Source organism: Halopolyspora algeriensis (assembly GCF_003337235.1).
In the GTDB taxonomy this organism is placed as follows: Bacteria; Actinomycetota; Actinomycetes; order Mycobacteriales; family Pseudonocardiaceae; genus Haloactinomyces; species Haloactinomyces algeriensis.
Genome location: NZ_QPJC01000018.1, coordinates 1 through 16,675 on the forward strand (window position 1 = coordinate 1; position 16,675 = coordinate 16,675).

The window sequence follows — 16,675 nt, forward strand, 5'->3', positions numbered from 1 at the left end:
CAGCGCCGATGGTACTGCACCCCCGCGGGTGTGGGAGAGTAGGACACCGCCGACCCCCACCTCTTCGAGAGAGTGTGTGCCCCCAACCCCCACCCCGGGGATTGGGGGCACACCCATCACCACCCCCACCACCACGAAAGCTCTCTCGGGCATCCCTCCGACCAGGGCAGACCTGGCGTAAGCCCGGTAATGTCCGCGGATTACAGTCGGGGATGTGACCGAACAGAATGATGCCACCGTCGCCCAGTCGAGCACGAGGAAGCCTCGTAGTAGTGAGGTGACCGATGGGCTGGAGCGTACGGCAGCCCGCGGCATGCTCCGGGCAGTGGGGATGCAGGATGACGACTTCGCGAAGCCACAGATCGGAGTGGCTTCGTCCTGGAACGAGATTACGCCGTGCAATCTCTCCCTGCAGCGGCTCGCGCAGGCGAGCAAGGACGGCGTCCACGCCGCCGACGGTTTTCCGATGGAGTTCGGCACCATTTCCGTTTCCGACGGTATCTCCATGGGACACGTGGGCATGCATTACTCGCTGGTGTCCCGGGAGATCATCGCCGATTCGGTCGAGACCGTGATGGAAGCCGAACGCCTCGACGGTTCCGTTCTGCTGGCGGGATGCGACAAGAGTTTGCCCGGCATGCTCATGGCGGCCGCGCGACTGGATCTCGCCTCGGTGTTCGTCTACGCGGGCTCGATCCTGCCCGGCAATGTCGACGGGGAGGAAGTGACCCTCATCGACGCCTTCGAGGCGGTGGGGGCGTGTGCGCGAGGGTTGATCTCCCGGGAGCAGGTGGACCGTATCGAGCGCTCCATCTGCCCTGGTGAGGGCGCATGCGGCGGCATGTACACGGCGAACACGATGGCCTGCGCCGCCGAGGCTCTCGGAATGTCGATGCCCGGAGCGGCGAGCCCGCCGTCCGTGGATCGGCGCCGGGACACGAGTGCGCACGAGGCCGGCCAGGCGGTTGTGGGCCTGATCGAGAAGGGGATCACCGCGCGCCGCATCATGACGAAGGAAGCCTTCGAGAACGCGATCGCGGTCGTGATGGCTTTCGGCGGCTCCACGAATGCGGTGCTGCATCTGCTCGCAGTGGCGCGAGAGGCCGGCGTCGACCTCACCCTGGAGGATTTCAACCGAGTCGGAGACCGTGTTCCCCACCTGGCCGACGTGAAACCGTTCGGCAGGCACGTGATGTCCACGGTGGATCGCATCGGTGGTGTACCGGTCGTGATGAAGGCTCTGCTCGATGCAGGGCTCCTGCACGGGGACTGCCTGACCGTGACCGGGAGGACCGTCGCGGAGAATCTCGCCGAGCTCGATCCGCCGGAACTCGACGGCGATGTCGTGCACAAGCTGTCCGACCCGCTGCATCCGACCGGTGGGCTGACGGTCCTGCGTGGCTCGCTTGCTCCGGAAGGCGCCGTGGTCAAAAGCGCCGGTTTCGACCGGGACAGCTTTGAAGGCACGGCACGGGTCTTCGATGGTGAGCAGGCCGCGATGGATGCTGTGGCGGACAATTCGTTGCAGGCCGGCGACGTGGTGGTCATCCGCTACGAGGGTCCACGGGGTGGGCCGGGCATGCGGGAGATGTTGGCCGTGACCGGTGCCATCAAGGGGGCCGGACTGGGCAAGGACGTTCTGTTGCTCACCGACGGCCGGTTCTCCGGAGGTACCACCGGCTTGTGCATCGGCCATGTCGCTCCGGAGGCCACCGACAGCGGCCCGATCGCGTTCGTGGTCGACGGTGATCCCATCCGCTTGGATCTGCAGCAACGTACGCTCGACCTGCTGGTATCGGAGGACGAGCTCGCCCGGCGCCGGCAGGACTGGACGCCGCCCGCACCGAAGTACCGGCACGGGGTGCTCGGCAAGTACGCCCGCCTCGTCGGCTCCGCCGCCGAAGGTGCGATCTGCTAGCTTTTGCGCTGCAGTCGACCGGTCGGCACCGCATCGCGTACGAAATCGCGTACCAGTGCGGTCCACAATCCGGAGCGGCGCAGCATGGCGTGTCCGCTGCTCGGGACGGTCACGAACCGGATATCGGCGCAGGAGTGGCTCGCCCGTTGCACGTACTCGGCGGAAGCGCGCGGTGACGTTCTCCGGTCGCGGTCTCCGTGCGCGATCAGCACCGGCTTTCCGGCCAGCTGTCGGACGGGCTCCTCCTGCTCGATCCACGGGGCGAGTGCGCAGACGGCGACCACTCCCTCGTCCCCGGCCAGCCGGAGAGCGGTGCGACCCCCCATCGAGTGCCCGATCAGCACGATGTTCGCCGCCGGGTGGGCCCGTCGAAGTTCGGTCAGGGCCCAGCGGGCGTCGTCGACCGGAGCCCGCTGTGGTTCGTTCCAACCGCGGAGGCGGTTGCGCAGTAGCCACACTGCCGTTCCGGACTGTGCGGCAACGCTGTGTGCGGCATACGTGAACGGGATCATGCGCAGGTAAGCGAGCTGCCACGGCTGCACCGGGTTGGTGCTCCGCGCCTGGCCGCCGTGGAGCACGAGCACGACCGTGCGGGTGTTGCCGCCTGCGGGCAGTGTCCGAAGGGAGGGAACAGTCCCGGACGGGCCTTTCGTGCCGGCAGCCTCCGTGCCGTGCCGGGCGAGACGGTGAACCCTGCGCAGGCTCCGTGTTCGCATGCTCCGCCTTCGAAACGGCCCCGGTGCCGGACTGGTCACCGTGTGATTGTACAGAGCACATCGACAGCGGTCCGCGCGAATCTTTCGGGCGAGTACCACGATGACGGATCCTCGCCAGGCTACCGGGGCCTCGAATCGGAGATCGGTGTTCGTGCCGCATGGGGCGGGAGCGTGCGGGCGTGGTGGGCCGGAGGCGGTGTACTACGGGCAGAACCGGAATCCGTGAGTGAGACTGGAGGTAATCGTCCGCCTGTTCACAGCGAGGCCGGGAGGGAGCCGCGATGACGTCTGCACCCGACGTGGACCGACCCGAGCCCGACGAGGAGAAGCTACGGGACCTGGTCGAAGAACTCACCGTGCCGGAAAAGGCTCGCCTCGTCACGGGGGCGGATCTGTGGACACTGCCTCCGATTCCGCGTATCGGTCTGCACCGCTTGGTGCTGTCCGACGGTCCCAACGGGGTACGCGGGCCGACGTGGGACGAGCGCGACAACTCGCTGCTGCTCCCGGTCGGCTCTGCTGTTGCCGCCACCTGGGACAGGAGCGCGGCCCGCCGGGTGGGCGAATTGCTCGGCGACGAGGCGCGCCGCCGTGGAGTCCACGCCGTGCTGGCGCCCACGGTCAATGTGCATCGTAGCCCGTTCGGGGGGCGGAACTTCGAGAACCCGTCCGAGGATCCGCGTTTGATCTCCGAACTCGGCTCCGAGATCGTCACGGGGATACAGTCCAGGGGAGTCGGGGCGGCTCCGAAGCATTTCGTGGCCAACGACAGCGAGACCGAACGGTTCAGCTACGACGTCGATGTGGACGAACGGACCCTGCGCGAGCTGTATCTGACGCCGTTCGAGTACATCGTGACCCGGACCCGGCCGTGGATGCTCATGACCGCGTACAACTCGGTCAACGGCCGGGCCATGACCGAAAACGCTCGGCTGGTCAACGAGATCCTCAAGGGAGAATGGTCCTGGGACGGAGTGAACGTATCCGACTGGTACGCCACCCGTGACCTGGAAGGTGCTGCCCACGGGGGGCTCGATCTGGCGATGCCGGGGCCGGACAGCCCGTTCGGTGGTGGTGCGCTCGTGCAAGCGGTCACCGAAGGGCGAATTCCCGGCGAGGTGCTGGACGCGAAAGTGAGACGGATCCTGCGGCTGGCGGCCAGGACGGGAGCCCTGGGAGAACCGTTCGACGAGCAGGACGATCCGAGCGGCACCTCCGGGCGTCCGGCCGCGCCCGACGAAGCCCGGCCGGTGATACGCCACCTCGCCGCACGCGGGTTCGTGCTCCTGCGCAACGAGTCCGCAGAGGGAACTCCGCTGTTGCCGTTGGATGCGTCGGCGCTGAGCACGGTCGCCGTGGTCGGGGAGAACGCGACGCTGCCTGCCGTACAGGGCGGTGGGTCCTCACAGGTGAATCCGCCCCGGATTGTCACGCCCCTCGAGGGGATACGCGGGGTGCTGGATCGGGCGGAGGTTGTGCACCGGCGCGGTGTCCGGCACCGGCGGTTGCTCGATCCGATCCCTCGGGAGCGGGTGACCGACCCCGATGAAGGCGGCACCGGCGTGCGGGTCGATTACCTCGACGAGAACGCACAGGTGCTCAGCAGCGAAGTGCGCGGTACGAACCGCCTGCTGTGGCCGGGCAGGCAGGAGCTTCCGCAACGGGCCACCGGGATCCGGCTACGGGGCCGGGTGGAGCTCGATGGGCCGGGCGAGCACACCTTCGCCGTACACGGCGCGGGGCGGTTCCGGGTCACCGTGGCAGGGCGTGAGGTGTTCGACGGCCGGGTGCCGGATGAGGAGAGGCCGGACCGTGCCACCGGAGACTCCACGGCGAACATGCCGGAGCAGCGGATCAGCGTCGTGCTGATGGACTCGGAACTGGACGACCACGGAACGGTGCTGCTCGACGTCGAACACACGCCCGCCGCAGGTGCGATATTCCCGGGAGTGGGGCTCGGCTATTTCAGGCAGGACCGGGACGAGCAGTCCGAGCTGACCGCGGCGGTGCAGGCAGCTCGCGAGGCGGATGTGGCCGTGGTCGTCGTCGGCACGCACGAGGAGATCGAGACCGAGGGGCGGGATCGCTCGTCCTTGGAGTTGCCCGGTGGCCAGGACGACCTCGTGCGCGCTGTCGCGGCGGTGAATCCCCGTACCGTGGTCGTGCTCAACGCGGGCGCCCCGGTCCTGATGCCGTGGATGTCCGAGGTCCCGGCGGTGCTGTGGACCTGGTTCGGCACCCAGGAGTACGGCAGCGCACTCGCCGATGTCCTGTTCGGGGCCGAGGAGCCGGGCGGTCGGTTGCCGATGACGCTGCCTGCCGCCCTCACGGACGTGCCGGTGCCGCTGCCGGGAGTGCAGCCGGTGGAGGGCACGCTCACCTACTCCGAAGGCACCCTCGTCGGATACCGGGCCTACTCCGCCCGGGGAGTGGCTCCGCTGTTTCCCTTCGGGCACGGCCTCGGTTACACGACATGGGAATACGGTGGTGCGGCGGCGGAGTCCGCGGAAGACGGGGTGCGGTTGCGGGTGGCCGTGCGCAACGCCGGGACCCGTGCCGGGCGGGAGATCGTTCAGGTGTACGAGCGTGGCCCGGAGGGTGAGCCTCCTCGCCTTGTCGGGTTCACCGTGGTGGAGGCCGAGCCCGGGGAAGGGGATACGGTGTCGATCGACATCGAACAGCGGGCCTTCGCCCACTACGACGTCGACCTGCCGGGCTGGTCGGTGCTCTCGGGCGAGCACGAATTGCTCATCGGACGTTCTCTCTCCGACATCCGCCGTACCGTCATCGCGCAGTATCCGTGACGGGAGGGAACCGTCACCGGCGAGCATGCCGGACGAGGTATGTCATCAACGGCGGCAGGTAGGACGACAGTCGCCACAGGCTGACCAGCAGGACCGTGAGACTCGCTCCGAGGATCCATCCGGCCAGCACGTCGGAGGGGGAATGCACCCCGAGCACCAGGCGCGATATCCCCGTGATGACCACGATGAGCAGTGTCGCGGCGAGCACTGTCGTACGCCCCCACCATGAGTGCAGCAACCGCAGCAGCAGGATGGCGATCATCAGGTAGACGGCGGCGGAGTGTGCCGAGTGCCCCGAGGGAAACGCGAAGCTGTCTTCGGTGGCCGCATTGGGGGCCGGGATGGGGCGGGGGCGCGCGATGAGCAGTTTGATGAGAAAAACCGTGAGGTAGGCGCCCACGGAGGTCGCTGCGAGCAGGAGTAATGGTGTCCAGCTGCGCATCGGCCGCACCAGCAGTATGCCTGTGATGGCGGCAACGGGTAGGACGACGAGGGAGTCACCGGCGTAGGTCACCACTCCGAACACCCCCACCAGGACGGGAGTGCGCAAGGTCGCGATCCGCTCCAGCAAGCGCTCATCCAGCGCCAGCAAGGGCCCGTGCTGGTACACCTGCTCGGTGATCTCCGCGAAAGCCCAGGCGCCCAGGGCCACCAGTATCAACCCGAACACCGGGGGCAGCCATGGGTATACCGCGACCAGGTCCCGCACCGTCGCATGTTCTTCTCGCCCCTCCGGCCGTCCGCCGCCCTCGATGTGCTCGGGGCGATTCCGCGGATCGTGCTTGTGTTCGCTGTCGCCGGTCGAGGCCATCGTCAAGGTCACACTCCGGGTCGAAAGAGTGGGTATGCACCGAGCGTCTCGCGGACATTCCGATTCTACCGGCGTGCAACCGCATCACCGTTCGAAAGAACGACGCGGCACGGGCGGAGTGTCCATGCTGGAGTGGAAGACCCGGGCACGGTGGCGGTGCCGGCGTGCGCACGGGCTCCGGGTGGCCGTGATCCGGACATGAAAAACCCCAGGCCGTGCGACCTGGGGTGTGCTGTGCGCCAACAGGGACTCGAACCCCGAACCCACTGATTAAGAGTCAGTTGCTCTGCCACTTGAGCTATTGGCGCTCGTGTATCGACCAGCTTGTCCTTGCGGGAGTTCCGACTTTGTTCCGTAGTCCCGCGCTGGCGACATGAACAACATTAGCACAGCATTTCCGGAGGCGATTCGAGGGGGTGTCGTACGGGGCCGCCCCTGCGGAAGAGGTGCCGGACGGGCAACCTCCCGGTGCCCTCGCGCGTCTTCCGGGTGGCAGCTTCCATCGTGCGCGCTGTGTGTGCGGCCGTGTGCACGGTTGATTGCTGGGCTCGATCGGGTGTTCTTGCATGCCGCTTCGGGTCACGATGGTGGATCGAACGAACGGACTGTCGTTACATGGTGGTCTCGAGTCACTCGTTCAAAAAAGCGAGTTTCTTTCGTCGTGTGCTCCCGCTCACTGCTGTCGGCCTTCTGATGGCGACGGTGCTCGCGGGCTGCGCCGGCAGCCCGGGCTCCGGGGCCGGCTCTCCCACCGCGTCACCGTCTGCTTCGCCCCGGCCGCCGTCGATACGGTTCACGCCCGTCGACGATGCGCAGGATGTTCCCCCGAAAGGCACCATCAAGGCGGTCGCGTCCCACGCCACCATCACCGAGGCCGTCATGACGAACGCTTCGGGTGAGAAGGTCGACGGCTCTCTCGCACCGGACCGGACGAGCTGGTCGGCCGGCGAACCCCTCGGCTACGGCAAGACCTACACGCTCGCGGTCACCGCACGGGCGGCGAACGGTCGGACCATCACCGAACGCTCGGAGTTCAGCACCCTGACCCCCGAGCACACGACCTACGTGTCCATGAACCCGCTCGACGGTCAGACCGTGGGTGTGGGGCAACCACTGGCGTTCTACTTCAGCGACGATGCTCCGCCGCCGGACAAGAAGCGGGCGGAACAGGCGATCACCGTTCGCACCGATCCGCATGTCGAGGGCGCGTTCTACTGGTTCGACGACCGCGAGGTGCACTGGCGTCCCCGGGAGTACTGGGAGCCCGGCACGACCGTGCACGTCGACATCGATGTCTACGGCAGGAACCTCGGTAACGGTGTTTACGGCAAGAGCGACCGCACCGCGACGATCACCATCGGGGACTCGGTCATCCTCCGGGCCGATGGCGCGTCACATCGGATGTCGGTCGAGGTCGACGGGGAGGTCGTGCGCACGATTCCGATCTCGATGGGCCGGCCGTCGTTCCCCTCCCACAACGGGGTCCACGTGGTCATGCGCAAGTCGCCGACCTACCTGATGGACTCCACGACCTACGGCCTGTCGTTGGACGAGGGCGGCTACAAGACCGAGGTCAAGTGGGCCGTGCGCATCTCCAACGGGGGCGAGTTCCTGCATGCCGCCCCCTGGTCGGTGGCGGATCAAGGCAAGCGCAACGTCAGCCATGGCTGCATCAACATGAGCACCTCGGACGCCGAGTGGGTCTACGACCTGCTCGACAAGGGCGACGTCGTGAAAATCACCAACTCGGGGGGTGAGCAACTGCCGCCCTGGGACGGTTTCGGGGACTGGCAGATTCCCTGGAGCGAGTGGGTGCAGGGCAACCACTGACCGCGGGCGCCGGAGACGGGGTGCGGATCACATCATCCGGCCCACGAACCGTGCCGCACGACGGCACAATGGGGATCATGTTCGAGTTCCTGCGCCGCCGTCGCGGCCACGGTATTTCCGCGCCGGTGAGCCGATCCGACGGGCAACAGGCGCGGGAACGTGCGGACATGTTCTGGCAGCGTTGGCAGGAGCTGCTTCCCGAAGTCAGCGCCGCACTCGGGGACGGTGAGCCGCACCGTGTCGACCACCAGCTGGCCGAGGCTCTCGCGCTCGTGCATCCGGACCTGACCTTCTCTCTCGAACGAGGTGAGCAGGCAATCCACGCGCTGGTGGTCAGCAGTCGGGCCGATCCGGAACTGAGGGTCTACACCGACGCCTGGAAGGCGGCCGCGCCCCCGTCCGACTCGCAGTGGGAGTACCACGACGCGGTGCCTGCGGTGCCGGATCCGACGCAGGTCACGGTCAATCTGCACGGTACGGCGTATCCGCTGGCCGAGGTGCGGGTGGCGCCGCAGGTCGACACGGCTGCGGGACTGATCGATGTCGCCGTGTATCACCCGGGGTTCGCGGCGCTGGCGGACGCCGAACGCCGGGCACTGACTTTCCTGCCGCTGGAGGCGACTCTGGGAGAGCGATTGGCGGCCGACCGCGTCGGACGCGTCGAGACGGCCGAACGGGAGCCGCAGGACGCCATTGGTCTGCTCGAGTTTCGTGACCTCGTCCGTGAGCTCGACGCCGGTGGACCCGGCCGGGACGAGACCGATACCACCGGAAAGAGCGAAATGGACGCTCGGCCGGGTGAATGAGGCCCTTGGACGCACATCCGGTTTGTGGTTCCGCGCGACATGACCGGAACGGCGCGCGAAAGGTGCGGGCTTCGCGCGAAACCGGCTGTCCCGACCGGTCGCTTCGCCGTGCGGCGGTACCGTGCGCCTCTGTCGGGGTGGCTGGTTAGTCTCGGGGTGTGACCAGCAGCGAGTCAGTTCACGGCGGAACGGTGTACGGCGATTCCCCGTCGGAGGATCCGCGGGGTGGACGGAATCCGGCCGAATTGCCGACCGATCCCGCGGCGGAGCAGCGTGCCGAGGGTGTGGAGGATGTGACGCCCGAGGTGCGGGAGCGCTACGACGCCCTCGTCGACGAGGTCCGGGCGCACCAGTTCCGCTACTACGTGCTGGACTCGCCCACGATCACCGATGGCGAGTTCGACGAGTTGTTCGTCGAACTGCAGCGCCTGGAGTCCGAACATCCCGCCTTGCGGCACGCGGATTCACCGACCCAGCAGGTCGGCGGCACCTTCTCGACCGAGTTCACCGCCGTGAACCACCTGGAGCGGATGCTGAGCCTGGACAACGCGTTCACCATCGAAGAACTTCGAGCCTGGGTGGAGCGCGTCACGCGGGAGTCCGGCACCGCGCCGCACTACCTGTGCGAGCCCAAGATCGACGGCTTGGCGATCAACCTGATCTATCGCGACGGGTACCTGGACCGAGCTCTGACCAGGGGTGACGGGCGAACCGGTGAGGATGTGACGCTCAACGTCCGTACGATGAGCGAGGTCCCCGAGCGGCTGTCCGCCGACCCGGAATACCCGGTGCCCGCACTGGTGGAGATCCGGGGTGAGGTGTTCTTCCGTCTCGACGAGTTCACCGAGCTCAACGCCTCGCTCGTCGACGCGGGCAAAACTCCCTTCGCCAATCCGCGCAATGCCGCAGCGGGGTCATTGCGGCAGAAGGATCCGCGGGTGAGCCGGAGCCGGCCGCTGCGACTGATCTGCCACGGGCTGGGCAGGCGTGACGGTTTCGAACCGGGCAGGCAGTCCGAATCCTATGCCGCGCTGCGGGCGTGGGGCCTGCCGGTGTCCGGGCACACGGTGGTGCTGTCCTCGATCGAGGAACTCGTCGACCACATCCACTACTGGGGTGAGCATCGGCACGATGCCGAGCACGAGATCGACGGTATCGTGGTCAAGATCGACGAGGTCTCCTTGCAGCGCAGGCTGGGGACCACGTCGCGCGCTCCGCGCTGGTCCATCGCCTACAAGTACCCGCCGGAGCAGGCGACCACGGAGCTGCGCGACATCCAGGTCAATGTCGGCCGCACCGGCCGTGTCACCCCGTTCGCGGTGATGGAGCCGGTCAAGGTGGCCGGGTCCACGGTGTCGATGGCGACCCTGCACAACGCCGACGAGGTGCGCCGCAAGGGTGTCCTCATCGGGGACCGGGTGGTGATCCGCAAGGCGGGCGACGTGATTCCCGAGGTGCTCGGGCCGGTCGTGGACGCCCGCAGTGGTGGCGAGCGCGAGTTCGTCATGCCGACCGAATGTCCGGAGTGCGGTTCGACGCTGTACCGGCAGAAGGACAGTGATGTCGATATCCGCTGTCCGAACGCGCGCTCCTGCCCGGCACAGCTCCGCGAGCGGCTGTTCCACCTGGCCGGTCGGGGTGCCTTCGACATCGAGATGCTCGGGTACGAGGCCGCTGCGGCGCTTCTGGCTTCGGGAATGCTGCGCGACGAGGGTGACGTGTTCCGGCTCGACGAGGCCACGTTGCTGGAGACGCCGCTGTTCCGGACGAGGGACGGCACTCTCTCGGCCAATGGCACCAAGCTGCTGAACAATCTCGAGTCCGCCAAGCAGCGTCCATTGTGGAGGATCCTGGTCGCGCTGTCGATTCGGTATGTCGGTCCGACGGCGGCGCAGGCACTGGCTCGGGAATTCGGCTCCCTGGAGCGCATCGAGTCGGCCGCGGAGGAAGAGCTGGCCGCCGTGGACGGTGTCGGCCCCAGGATCGCGGCGGCCGTGCGCGAATGGTTCACGGTGGACTGGCACCGGGACGTGGTCCGCAAGTGGCGCGAGGCCGGGGTGCGGATGGCCGACGAGCGCGACGAGTCGGTGCCACGAACACTCGAAGGAATGTCCATTGTGGTCACCGGTTCGCTGGGGACCTACTCCCGGGACGAGGCCAAGGAGTACATCATGGATCGGGGCGGTCGCGCCGCCGGTTCGGTGTCGAAGAAGACGGCGTTCGTGGTCGTCGGTGACTCGCCCGGTTCGAAGTACGACAAGGCGATGCAGCTGGGAGTCCCCGTCCTGGACGAGGACGGGTTTCGCGTACTGCTGGAGCAGGGGCCGGATGCGGCGGCCGAGGTGGCCTTGCCCGCCGAGTGAGGGAAGCCGCCGCGCGAAAAACGAGTGTTTCTTGTCGGAGTGCGGTGGCAGTATCGCGTCCATGTCGACTGTCACCATCCGAGCCGCCCGTCCCGAGGACCTCGACGCCGTGGGCGAGGTGACCGCTCGCGCCTACATGGAGGGCGGGCACATCGGCGACCGCAGCGACTACCTGGGGAAGTTGCGCGACGCCGCCGATCGTGCCGAGAAGGCGGAACTGCTGGTCGCCGTGGAGGGGGACAAGGTCCTCGGGTCGGTCACCGTCGCGCGGGACGGCACCGAGTACACCGAGATGGCCCGTCCCGGCGAAATCGAGTTCCGGATGCTCGCCGTGGCGCCGGAGGCCGCCGGCCGCGGTGTCGGCCGATGTCTGGTTCGGGCCGTGCTCGACCGCGCCAGGGCCGAGGAGTGGAGTCGGGTCGTGCTGTGCAGCCAGGAGTCGATGGCGGTCGCTCACCGGCTGTACCGGAGTCTCGGTTTCGAGCGCGCCCCGGAACGCGACTGGTGGCCGCATCCCGACCTGCCCCTGCTCGCCTTCGTGCTGGAATCGAAGTGATCCATGCACACAGAAGGTGTGTCGTATGTGTATGTCCAGGACCAATATCGAGATCGACGACGAGCTGATCGGCGAGGCGATGCGCCGCTACCGGGTGTCGCCGAAGCGGGAAGCGGTCGACCTGGCCCTGAGGCGGTTGATCGGTCCTCGGATCACCTCGCAGGAGATTCTCGCCCTGGAGGGAATCGGCTGGGACGGCGACCTGGAAGCGATGCGCGATGACGATCCGGACCGAGGTGATCGCGCTGCACCGGGACCGGGACTTCGACGTGCTTGCCGAGATCGCCCCGGACCTGCGATGCGAGTCCCTGCTGAACTGACCGTTCAGCTGTCGAGGACGACCGACACTATCCCGGCCAGGTGAGCGAGTCGGGCGACTTCGGCGGCACGGAACATCGGCCCGCCCGGCCTGCCTGCCAGCAGCACGCGATCGGGCTTTCCGATCGGTGTGGCGGCCAGTTCGGTGCCCAGCTCCTGCCAGGTGTCGGGAACCCAGGAATCGTCCCCGTCGAGAATGGTCGCCCTGGGCAGCGGAAGCCAGGGCAGCTCCAGGTAGTCGTCCTCGGGTGCCGAGGTGCTCGAGGCGAGGTGCTCGGCCCCGCCCGCACGGTGCCCGAGGACGATGGCCCAACCCGATCGGATGATCTTCGGTACGCCTTCGGCGAACAGCTGGAGTCCGCGCCCGGGCTCGGCGGCGATCTCCTCCACCAGTTCCAGTTCGCGATGTGTGTCCAGCACACCCGCGTAGGGCCGCACTGCGTCGACCTCGACGCCCTCGACGGACTCGGCAGCCGTGATCAGCACATCCGGCAACCGCCCCGACGGGAGCTCCACCACCATGTCGTCGACGGCCCCGTCGCTGCCACGTTCGACGACGTCGACGCTGAGGATGTCGGCTCCGATCTCGCCCAGCGCACCGGCCACCGCCCCGAGCGTCCCCGGGCGGTCCGGGATCTGCACCCGGATCAGAAAGGACACCGGTTTCCACGCCTCCAGCTTCGTGCGCGGCACCTCGCCGTCCGCGCTCATCGGGGCGCACGAGCGGGCTCTGCCAGGCCGCCGTGCGAAAGCAGGCCGCCCAAATTGTGGCAGACACGCCCCGGTAGCAGGGATACCGCCGTCCGTGCAGCGGAAGCCGCGTGCGCGGTACGGTCGCGGACCCGCCCGAGGACACGACCACCCTTCGGGGGCGGTGAGCAGTCCCCATAGACTCGATGGTGCCCATGCCGGGCAGCGCCGACGCCGACGAGCGCCCGTGCTGGACCGTGCCCGCGACACCGGAAAAAACGACCAGGGAGCCCGCGCAGTGCCCACGATCTCCCGTGACGAGGTGGCCCACCTCGCCGGCCTGGCCAGGTTGGCCGTCACCGAATCGGAACTCGACACCTTTGCCGGCCAGCTCGACGTGATCCTGGATTCGGTGGCCCGAGTGGGGGAGGTTGCCGCCGAGGACATCCCTCCCACCTCGCACGCCGTCCCGGTCACCAACGTCTTCCGCTCCGACGTGGTCCGCCCCGGTCTGTCGCAGGAGCAGGCGCTGGCCGGCGCGCCGGCGGCCGAGGAGAACCGGTTCCGCGTGCCCAGGATTCTCAACGAGGAGGCGTGATGACTTCGACCGCATCCGGCGGGGGCCCGTCCGACGGGCGCACCGACACTGCCGCGCTCACCGGTCTCACCGCCGCCGAACTCGCCGCGAAGCTCGCCGCCGGTGAGGTCTCCTCGGTCGAGGTGACCCGGGCGTATCTGGACCGCATCGCCGCTGTCGAGCCTGCCGTGCACGCGTTCCTGCACGTGGACGAGGAGGGGGCGCTGGCCGCTGCTCGCCGAGCCGACGAGGATCGCGCGGCCGGCCGTGCCTCTTCGGAACTGGCCGGGGTGCCGTTGGCGCTCAAAGACGTGCTCACCACCAGTGACATGCCGACCACCTGCGGGTCGAAGATGCTGGAGGGCTGGACACCGCCCTACGACGCCACGGTGACACGGCGGCTGCGCGAGGCGGGGGTCGTCCTTCTCGGCAAGACGAACATGGACGAGTTCGCGATGGGCTCCTCCACCGAGAACTCCGCTTACGGGCCGACCCGCAACCCGTGGGACACCGAGCGCATTCCCGGCGGCTCCGGCGGTGGATCCTCCGCGGCGTTGGCGGCATTCGAGGCACCGCTGGCCATCGGCACGGACACGGGCGGATCGATCCGCCAGCCCGGCGCGGTGACCGGCACGGTCGGCGTGAAGCCCACCTATGGTGGGGTGTCCCGCCACGGACTGGTTGCTTTCTCCTCCTCGCTGGACCAGGCGGGTCCGTGCGGCAGGACCGTGCTGGATGCCGCGCTGCTGCACGAGGTCATCGCCGGGCACGATCCGCTCGATTCGACCTCGGTCGATGCGCCGGTCCCGCAGGTGGTCGCCGCCGCGCGGGAGGGTGCGGCCGGCGACCTGCGCGGCGTGCGCGTCGGTGTGGTGCGTGAGCTCGGCGGCGAGGGGTATCAGGAGGGTGTGCAGCGCTCCTTCCGGGCGGCCGTGGACCAACTCACCGCGCTGGGTGCGGAAGTCGTGGAGGTCTCCTGTCCGCACTTCGACTACGGGCTCGGTGCCTACTACCTGATCGCACCGAGCGAATGCTCCTCGAACCTCGCCCGGTTCGACGCGATGCGGTACGGCCTGCGGGTGGGCGACGACGGAAGCCGCAGTGCCGAAGAGGTGATGTCGCTGACTCGTGAGGCCGGATTCGGCCCCGAGGTCAAGCGCCGCATCATGCTCGGTACCTACGCGCTGTCGTCGGGCTACTACGATGCCTACTACGGCCAGGCGCAGAAGGTCCGCACGTTGATCACCCGGGATTTCACCGCGGCGTTCGAGCAGGTCGACGTCCTGGTCTCGCCGACGACGCCGACGACCGCGTTCCGGATCGGTGAGCGGGTGGAGAATCCGATGGAGATGTATCTCGCCGACCTGTGCACCATTCCGTCGAACCTGGCCGGTAACGCGTCCATGAGCGTGCCGAGCGGCCTGTCGGACGAGGACGGTTTGCCGGTGGGGCTGCAGATCATGGCTCCGCCGATGGCCGACGATCGGCTGTACCGTGTCGGCGCGGCCTACGAGGCCGCACGCGATGCCGCCCAGGGTGGCGCGCTGATCGACCGTGTCCCGCAGCTGGAGGTGGCGTGATGAACGCGAAGATCAAGGCAGCCGTGTTGGTGGCCTCCCAGGTGGCCGCGGCAGCCGGCCTGCGCAGCAAGATCCGGGAGGCGCGGCGCGACGGCGACCGGCTGGCCCTGGCCGACTCGCTGATCACCGTGCTCAGCGTCATCACCGGCACCGCACTGGCTGTGCGGACCCTGCGCAAGGGGGAGGACGAGCAGTGACGGCCGTCGCCGAGATCATGGACTACGACGAGCTCCTCGAGCGTTTCGATCCGGTGCTCGGGCTCGAGGTGCACGTCGAGCTGTCCACCGCCACGAAGATGTTCTGTGGCTGCGCCACCGACTTCGGTGCCGAGCCCAACACCCAGGTGTGCCCGGTGTGCCTCGGCATGCCCGGTGCCCTGCCGGTGGTCAACGGCACGGCGGTGGAATCGGCGATCCGCATCGGGCTCGCCCTGAACTGCCGGGTCGCCGAGTGGTGCCGGTTCGCCCGGAAGAACTACTTCTATCCGGACATGCCGAAGAACTTCCAGACCTCGCAGTACGACGAGCCGATCGTCTTCGACGGTTACCTCGATGTGGTCCTCGACGACGGCGAGACCTTCCGGGTCGAGATCGAGCGCGCCCACATGGAGGAGGACACCGGCAAGTCGATGCACGTCGGCGGGGCGGCCGGTCGCATTCACGGTGCCGAGCACACGCTGATGGACTACAACCGCGCCGGCGTGCCGCTGATCGAGATCGTCACCAAGCCGATCGTCGGAGCCGGGGAGCGGGCGCCCGAGGTGGCGCGCGCCTATGTCACCGCGCTGCGCGATCTGCTGCGGTCCATGCGGGTCTCCGACGTGCGGATGGATCAGGGCTCGCTGCGCTGTGACGCCAATGTCTCGCTGAGCCCGAAGGGGTCGGCGGAGTTCGGCACGCGCACCGAGACCAAGAACGTCAACTCGCTGCGCAGTGTCGAGCGGGCGGTGCGTTACGAGATGCGGCGGCACGCCGGAGTGCTGACCGCCGGTGGCACCATCGTGCAGGAGACCCGGCACTTCGACGAATCCACCGCGTCGACCTCGGCAGGACGCCCCAAGGAGACCGCGGAGGACTACCGCTACTTCCCGGAGCCGGACCTGGTGCCGATCGCGCCGTCGAACGAGTGGATCGAGCAGCTGCGCGAGACCCTGCCCGAGTTGCCGTGGGAACGGCGCAAGCGCGTGCAACAGGACTGGCAGCTCTCCGACGAGGAGCTGCGGGACCTGGTCAATGCGGGGGCGCTGGACCTGGTCGCCGCGACCGTGGACGCCGGGGCCTCACCCGCCGAGGCCAGGTCGTGGTGGGTGGCCTACCTCAGCCAGCAGGCCAACACGCAAGGTGTGGAACTCGAGGCGCTGGCGATCACCCCGGAGCAGGTGGCCCGGGTGATCGAGCTGGTCTCCGAAGGCAAACTGACCCACAAGCTGGCCCGGCAGGTCGTCGACGGTGTGCTGGCCGGAAAGGGCGATCCGGACGAGGTCGTGGCGACCGAGGGGATCGAGGTCGTCTCCGACGACTCCGCGCTGCAGGCCGCCGTGGACGAGGCACTGGCTGCCCAACCGGATGTCGCCGACAAGATCCGCGGTGGGAAAGTGCAGGCAGCCGGGGCGGTCGTCGGCGCGGTCATGAAGGCCACGCAGGGTCAGGCCGATGCCAAGCGCGTGCGCGAGCTCGTCCTCGCCGCTTGCGGGCAGTGAAGCGAGT

Annotated in this window: 13 protein-coding genes, 1 tRNA gene and 1 pseudogene; 11 read left to right on the plus strand and 4 right to left on the minus strand. The window is 68.1% G+C overall.

Annotated elements, in window-relative coordinates; genetic code table 11:
- The first annotated feature begins 214 nt into the window (after window positions 1–214).
- Window positions 215–1,918 (plus strand): dihydroxy-acid dehydratase, encoded by a 1,704-nt coding sequence (ilvD, locus tag DFQ14_RS19980; RefSeq protein ID WP_114454882.1) that lies wholly within the window; start codon window positions 215–217, stop codon window positions 1,916–1,918.
- On the opposite strand, the gene DFQ14_RS19985 is transcribed toward ilvD, so the two are convergent.
- Window positions 1,915–2,634 carry an alpha/beta hydrolase family protein gene (locus DFQ14_RS19985; RefSeq protein ID WP_246195505.1) on the minus strand — a complete coding sequence of 240 codons (720 nt, stop codon included), beginning with the start codon at window positions 2,632–2,634 and terminating at the stop codon, window positions 1,915–1,917. The two genes, ilvD and DFQ14_RS19985, sit on opposite strands and share 4 nt — an antisense overlap.
- Before the next feature lie 281 nt (window positions 2,635–2,915).
- On the opposite strand from DFQ14_RS19985, the gene DFQ14_RS19990 reads away from it, so the two are divergent.
- Window positions 2,916–5,438, plus strand: a complete 2,523-nt coding sequence (locus DFQ14_RS19990) for a beta-glucosidase family protein (protein WP_114454883.1) — start codon at window positions 2,916–2,918, stop codon at window positions 5,436–5,438.
- 13 nt (window positions 5,439–5,451) lie between these two features.
- Here DFQ14_RS19990 and DFQ14_RS19995 read toward each other — a convergent pair whose 3' ends face one another.
- Both DFQ14_RS19995 and DFQ14_RS20000 read right to left on the minus strand, forming a co-directional pair.
- Complete coding sequence (locus DFQ14_RS19995) at window positions 5,452–6,249, minus strand: phosphatase PAP2 family protein (RefSeq protein ID WP_114454884.1); 798 nt, start codon at window positions 6,247–6,249, stop codon at window positions 5,452–5,454.
- 235 nt (window positions 6,250–6,484) lie between these two features.
- Window positions 6,485–6,557, minus strand: a tRNA-Lys gene (locus DFQ14_RS20000).
- A gap of 385 nt (window positions 6,558–6,942) precedes the next feature.
- On the opposite strand from DFQ14_RS20000, the gene DFQ14_RS20005 reads away from it, so the two are divergent.
- The 5 genes and pseudogenes from DFQ14_RS20005 to DFQ14_RS22680 form a co-directional block, all read left to right on the plus strand.
- On the plus strand, window positions 6,943–8,079 hold the full coding sequence (locus tag DFQ14_RS20005) for a L,D-transpeptidase (RefSeq protein WP_246195574.1): 1,137 nt from the start codon (window positions 6,943–6,945) through the stop codon (window positions 8,077–8,079).
- A gap of 77 nt (window positions 8,080–8,156) precedes the next feature.
- A complete protein-coding gene (locus tag DFQ14_RS20010; RefSeq protein WP_420810201.1) occupies window positions 8,157–8,885 on the plus strand; it encodes a hypothetical protein in 729 nt (242 codons plus the stop codon).
- 245 nt (window positions 8,886–9,130) lie between these two features.
- On the plus strand, window positions 9,131–11,248 hold the full coding sequence (gene ligA / locus DFQ14_RS20015) for an NAD-dependent DNA ligase LigA (RefSeq protein ID WP_246195572.1): 2,118 nt from the start codon (window positions 9,131–9,133) through the stop codon (window positions 11,246–11,248).
- A gap of 61 nt (window positions 11,249–11,309) precedes the next feature.
- Window positions 11,310–11,804 carry a GNAT family N-acetyltransferase gene (locus tag DFQ14_RS20020; protein ID WP_114454922.1) on the plus strand — a complete coding sequence of 165 codons (495 nt, stop codon included), beginning with the start codon at window positions 11,310–11,312 and terminating at the stop codon, window positions 11,802–11,804.
- A gap of 31 nt (window positions 11,805–11,835) precedes the next feature.
- A pseudogene (locus DFQ14_RS22680) lies at window positions 11,836–11,946 on the plus strand (type II toxin-antitoxin system VapB family antitoxin); the annotation flags it as partial.
- Between the two features lie 182 nt (window positions 11,947–12,128).
- Here DFQ14_RS22680 and DFQ14_RS20030 read toward each other — a convergent pair.
- Window positions 12,129–12,782 carry an ACT domain-containing protein gene (locus tag DFQ14_RS20030; RefSeq protein ID WP_114454923.1) on the minus strand — a complete coding sequence of 218 codons (654 nt, stop codon included), beginning with the start codon at window positions 12,780–12,782 and terminating at the stop codon, window positions 12,129–12,131.
- Between the two features lie 328 nt (window positions 12,783–13,110).
- Between DFQ14_RS20030 and gatC the strand changes: the two genes are divergently transcribed.
- The 4 genes from gatC to gatB are packed head-to-tail and all read left to right on the plus strand — an operon-like array spanning window position 13,111 to window position 16,668.
- On the plus strand, window positions 13,111–13,410 hold the full coding sequence (gene gatC, locus DFQ14_RS20035) for an Asp-tRNA(Asn)/Glu-tRNA(Gln) amidotransferase subunit GatC (protein ID WP_114454924.1): 300 nt from the start codon (window positions 13,111–13,113) through the stop codon (window positions 13,408–13,410).
- Complete coding sequence (gatA, locus tag DFQ14_RS20040) at window positions 13,410–14,969, plus strand: Asp-tRNA(Asn)/Glu-tRNA(Gln) amidotransferase subunit GatA (RefSeq protein WP_114454889.1); 1,560 nt, start codon at window positions 13,410–13,412, stop codon at window positions 14,967–14,969. The genes gatC and gatA overlap by 1 nt, the downstream gene beginning before the upstream one ends.
- Window positions 14,969–15,166: a hypothetical protein gene (locus DFQ14_RS20045; RefSeq protein WP_114454890.1), complete on the plus strand. Its 198-nt coding sequence runs from the start codon at window positions 14,969–14,971 to the stop codon at window positions 15,164–15,166. The genes gatA and DFQ14_RS20045 overlap by 1 nt, the downstream gene beginning before the upstream one ends.
- The gene (gene gatB / locus DFQ14_RS20050) at window positions 15,163–16,668 is read left to right on the plus strand and encodes an Asp-tRNA(Asn)/Glu-tRNA(Gln) amidotransferase subunit GatB (protein ID WP_114454891.1); all 1,506 of its coding nucleotides are present in this window, start codon (window positions 15,163–15,165) and stop codon (window positions 16,666–16,668) included. Before DFQ14_RS20045 ends, gatB begins: the two co-directional genes overlap by 4 nt.
- Window positions 16,669–16,675: the final 7 nt, after the last annotated feature.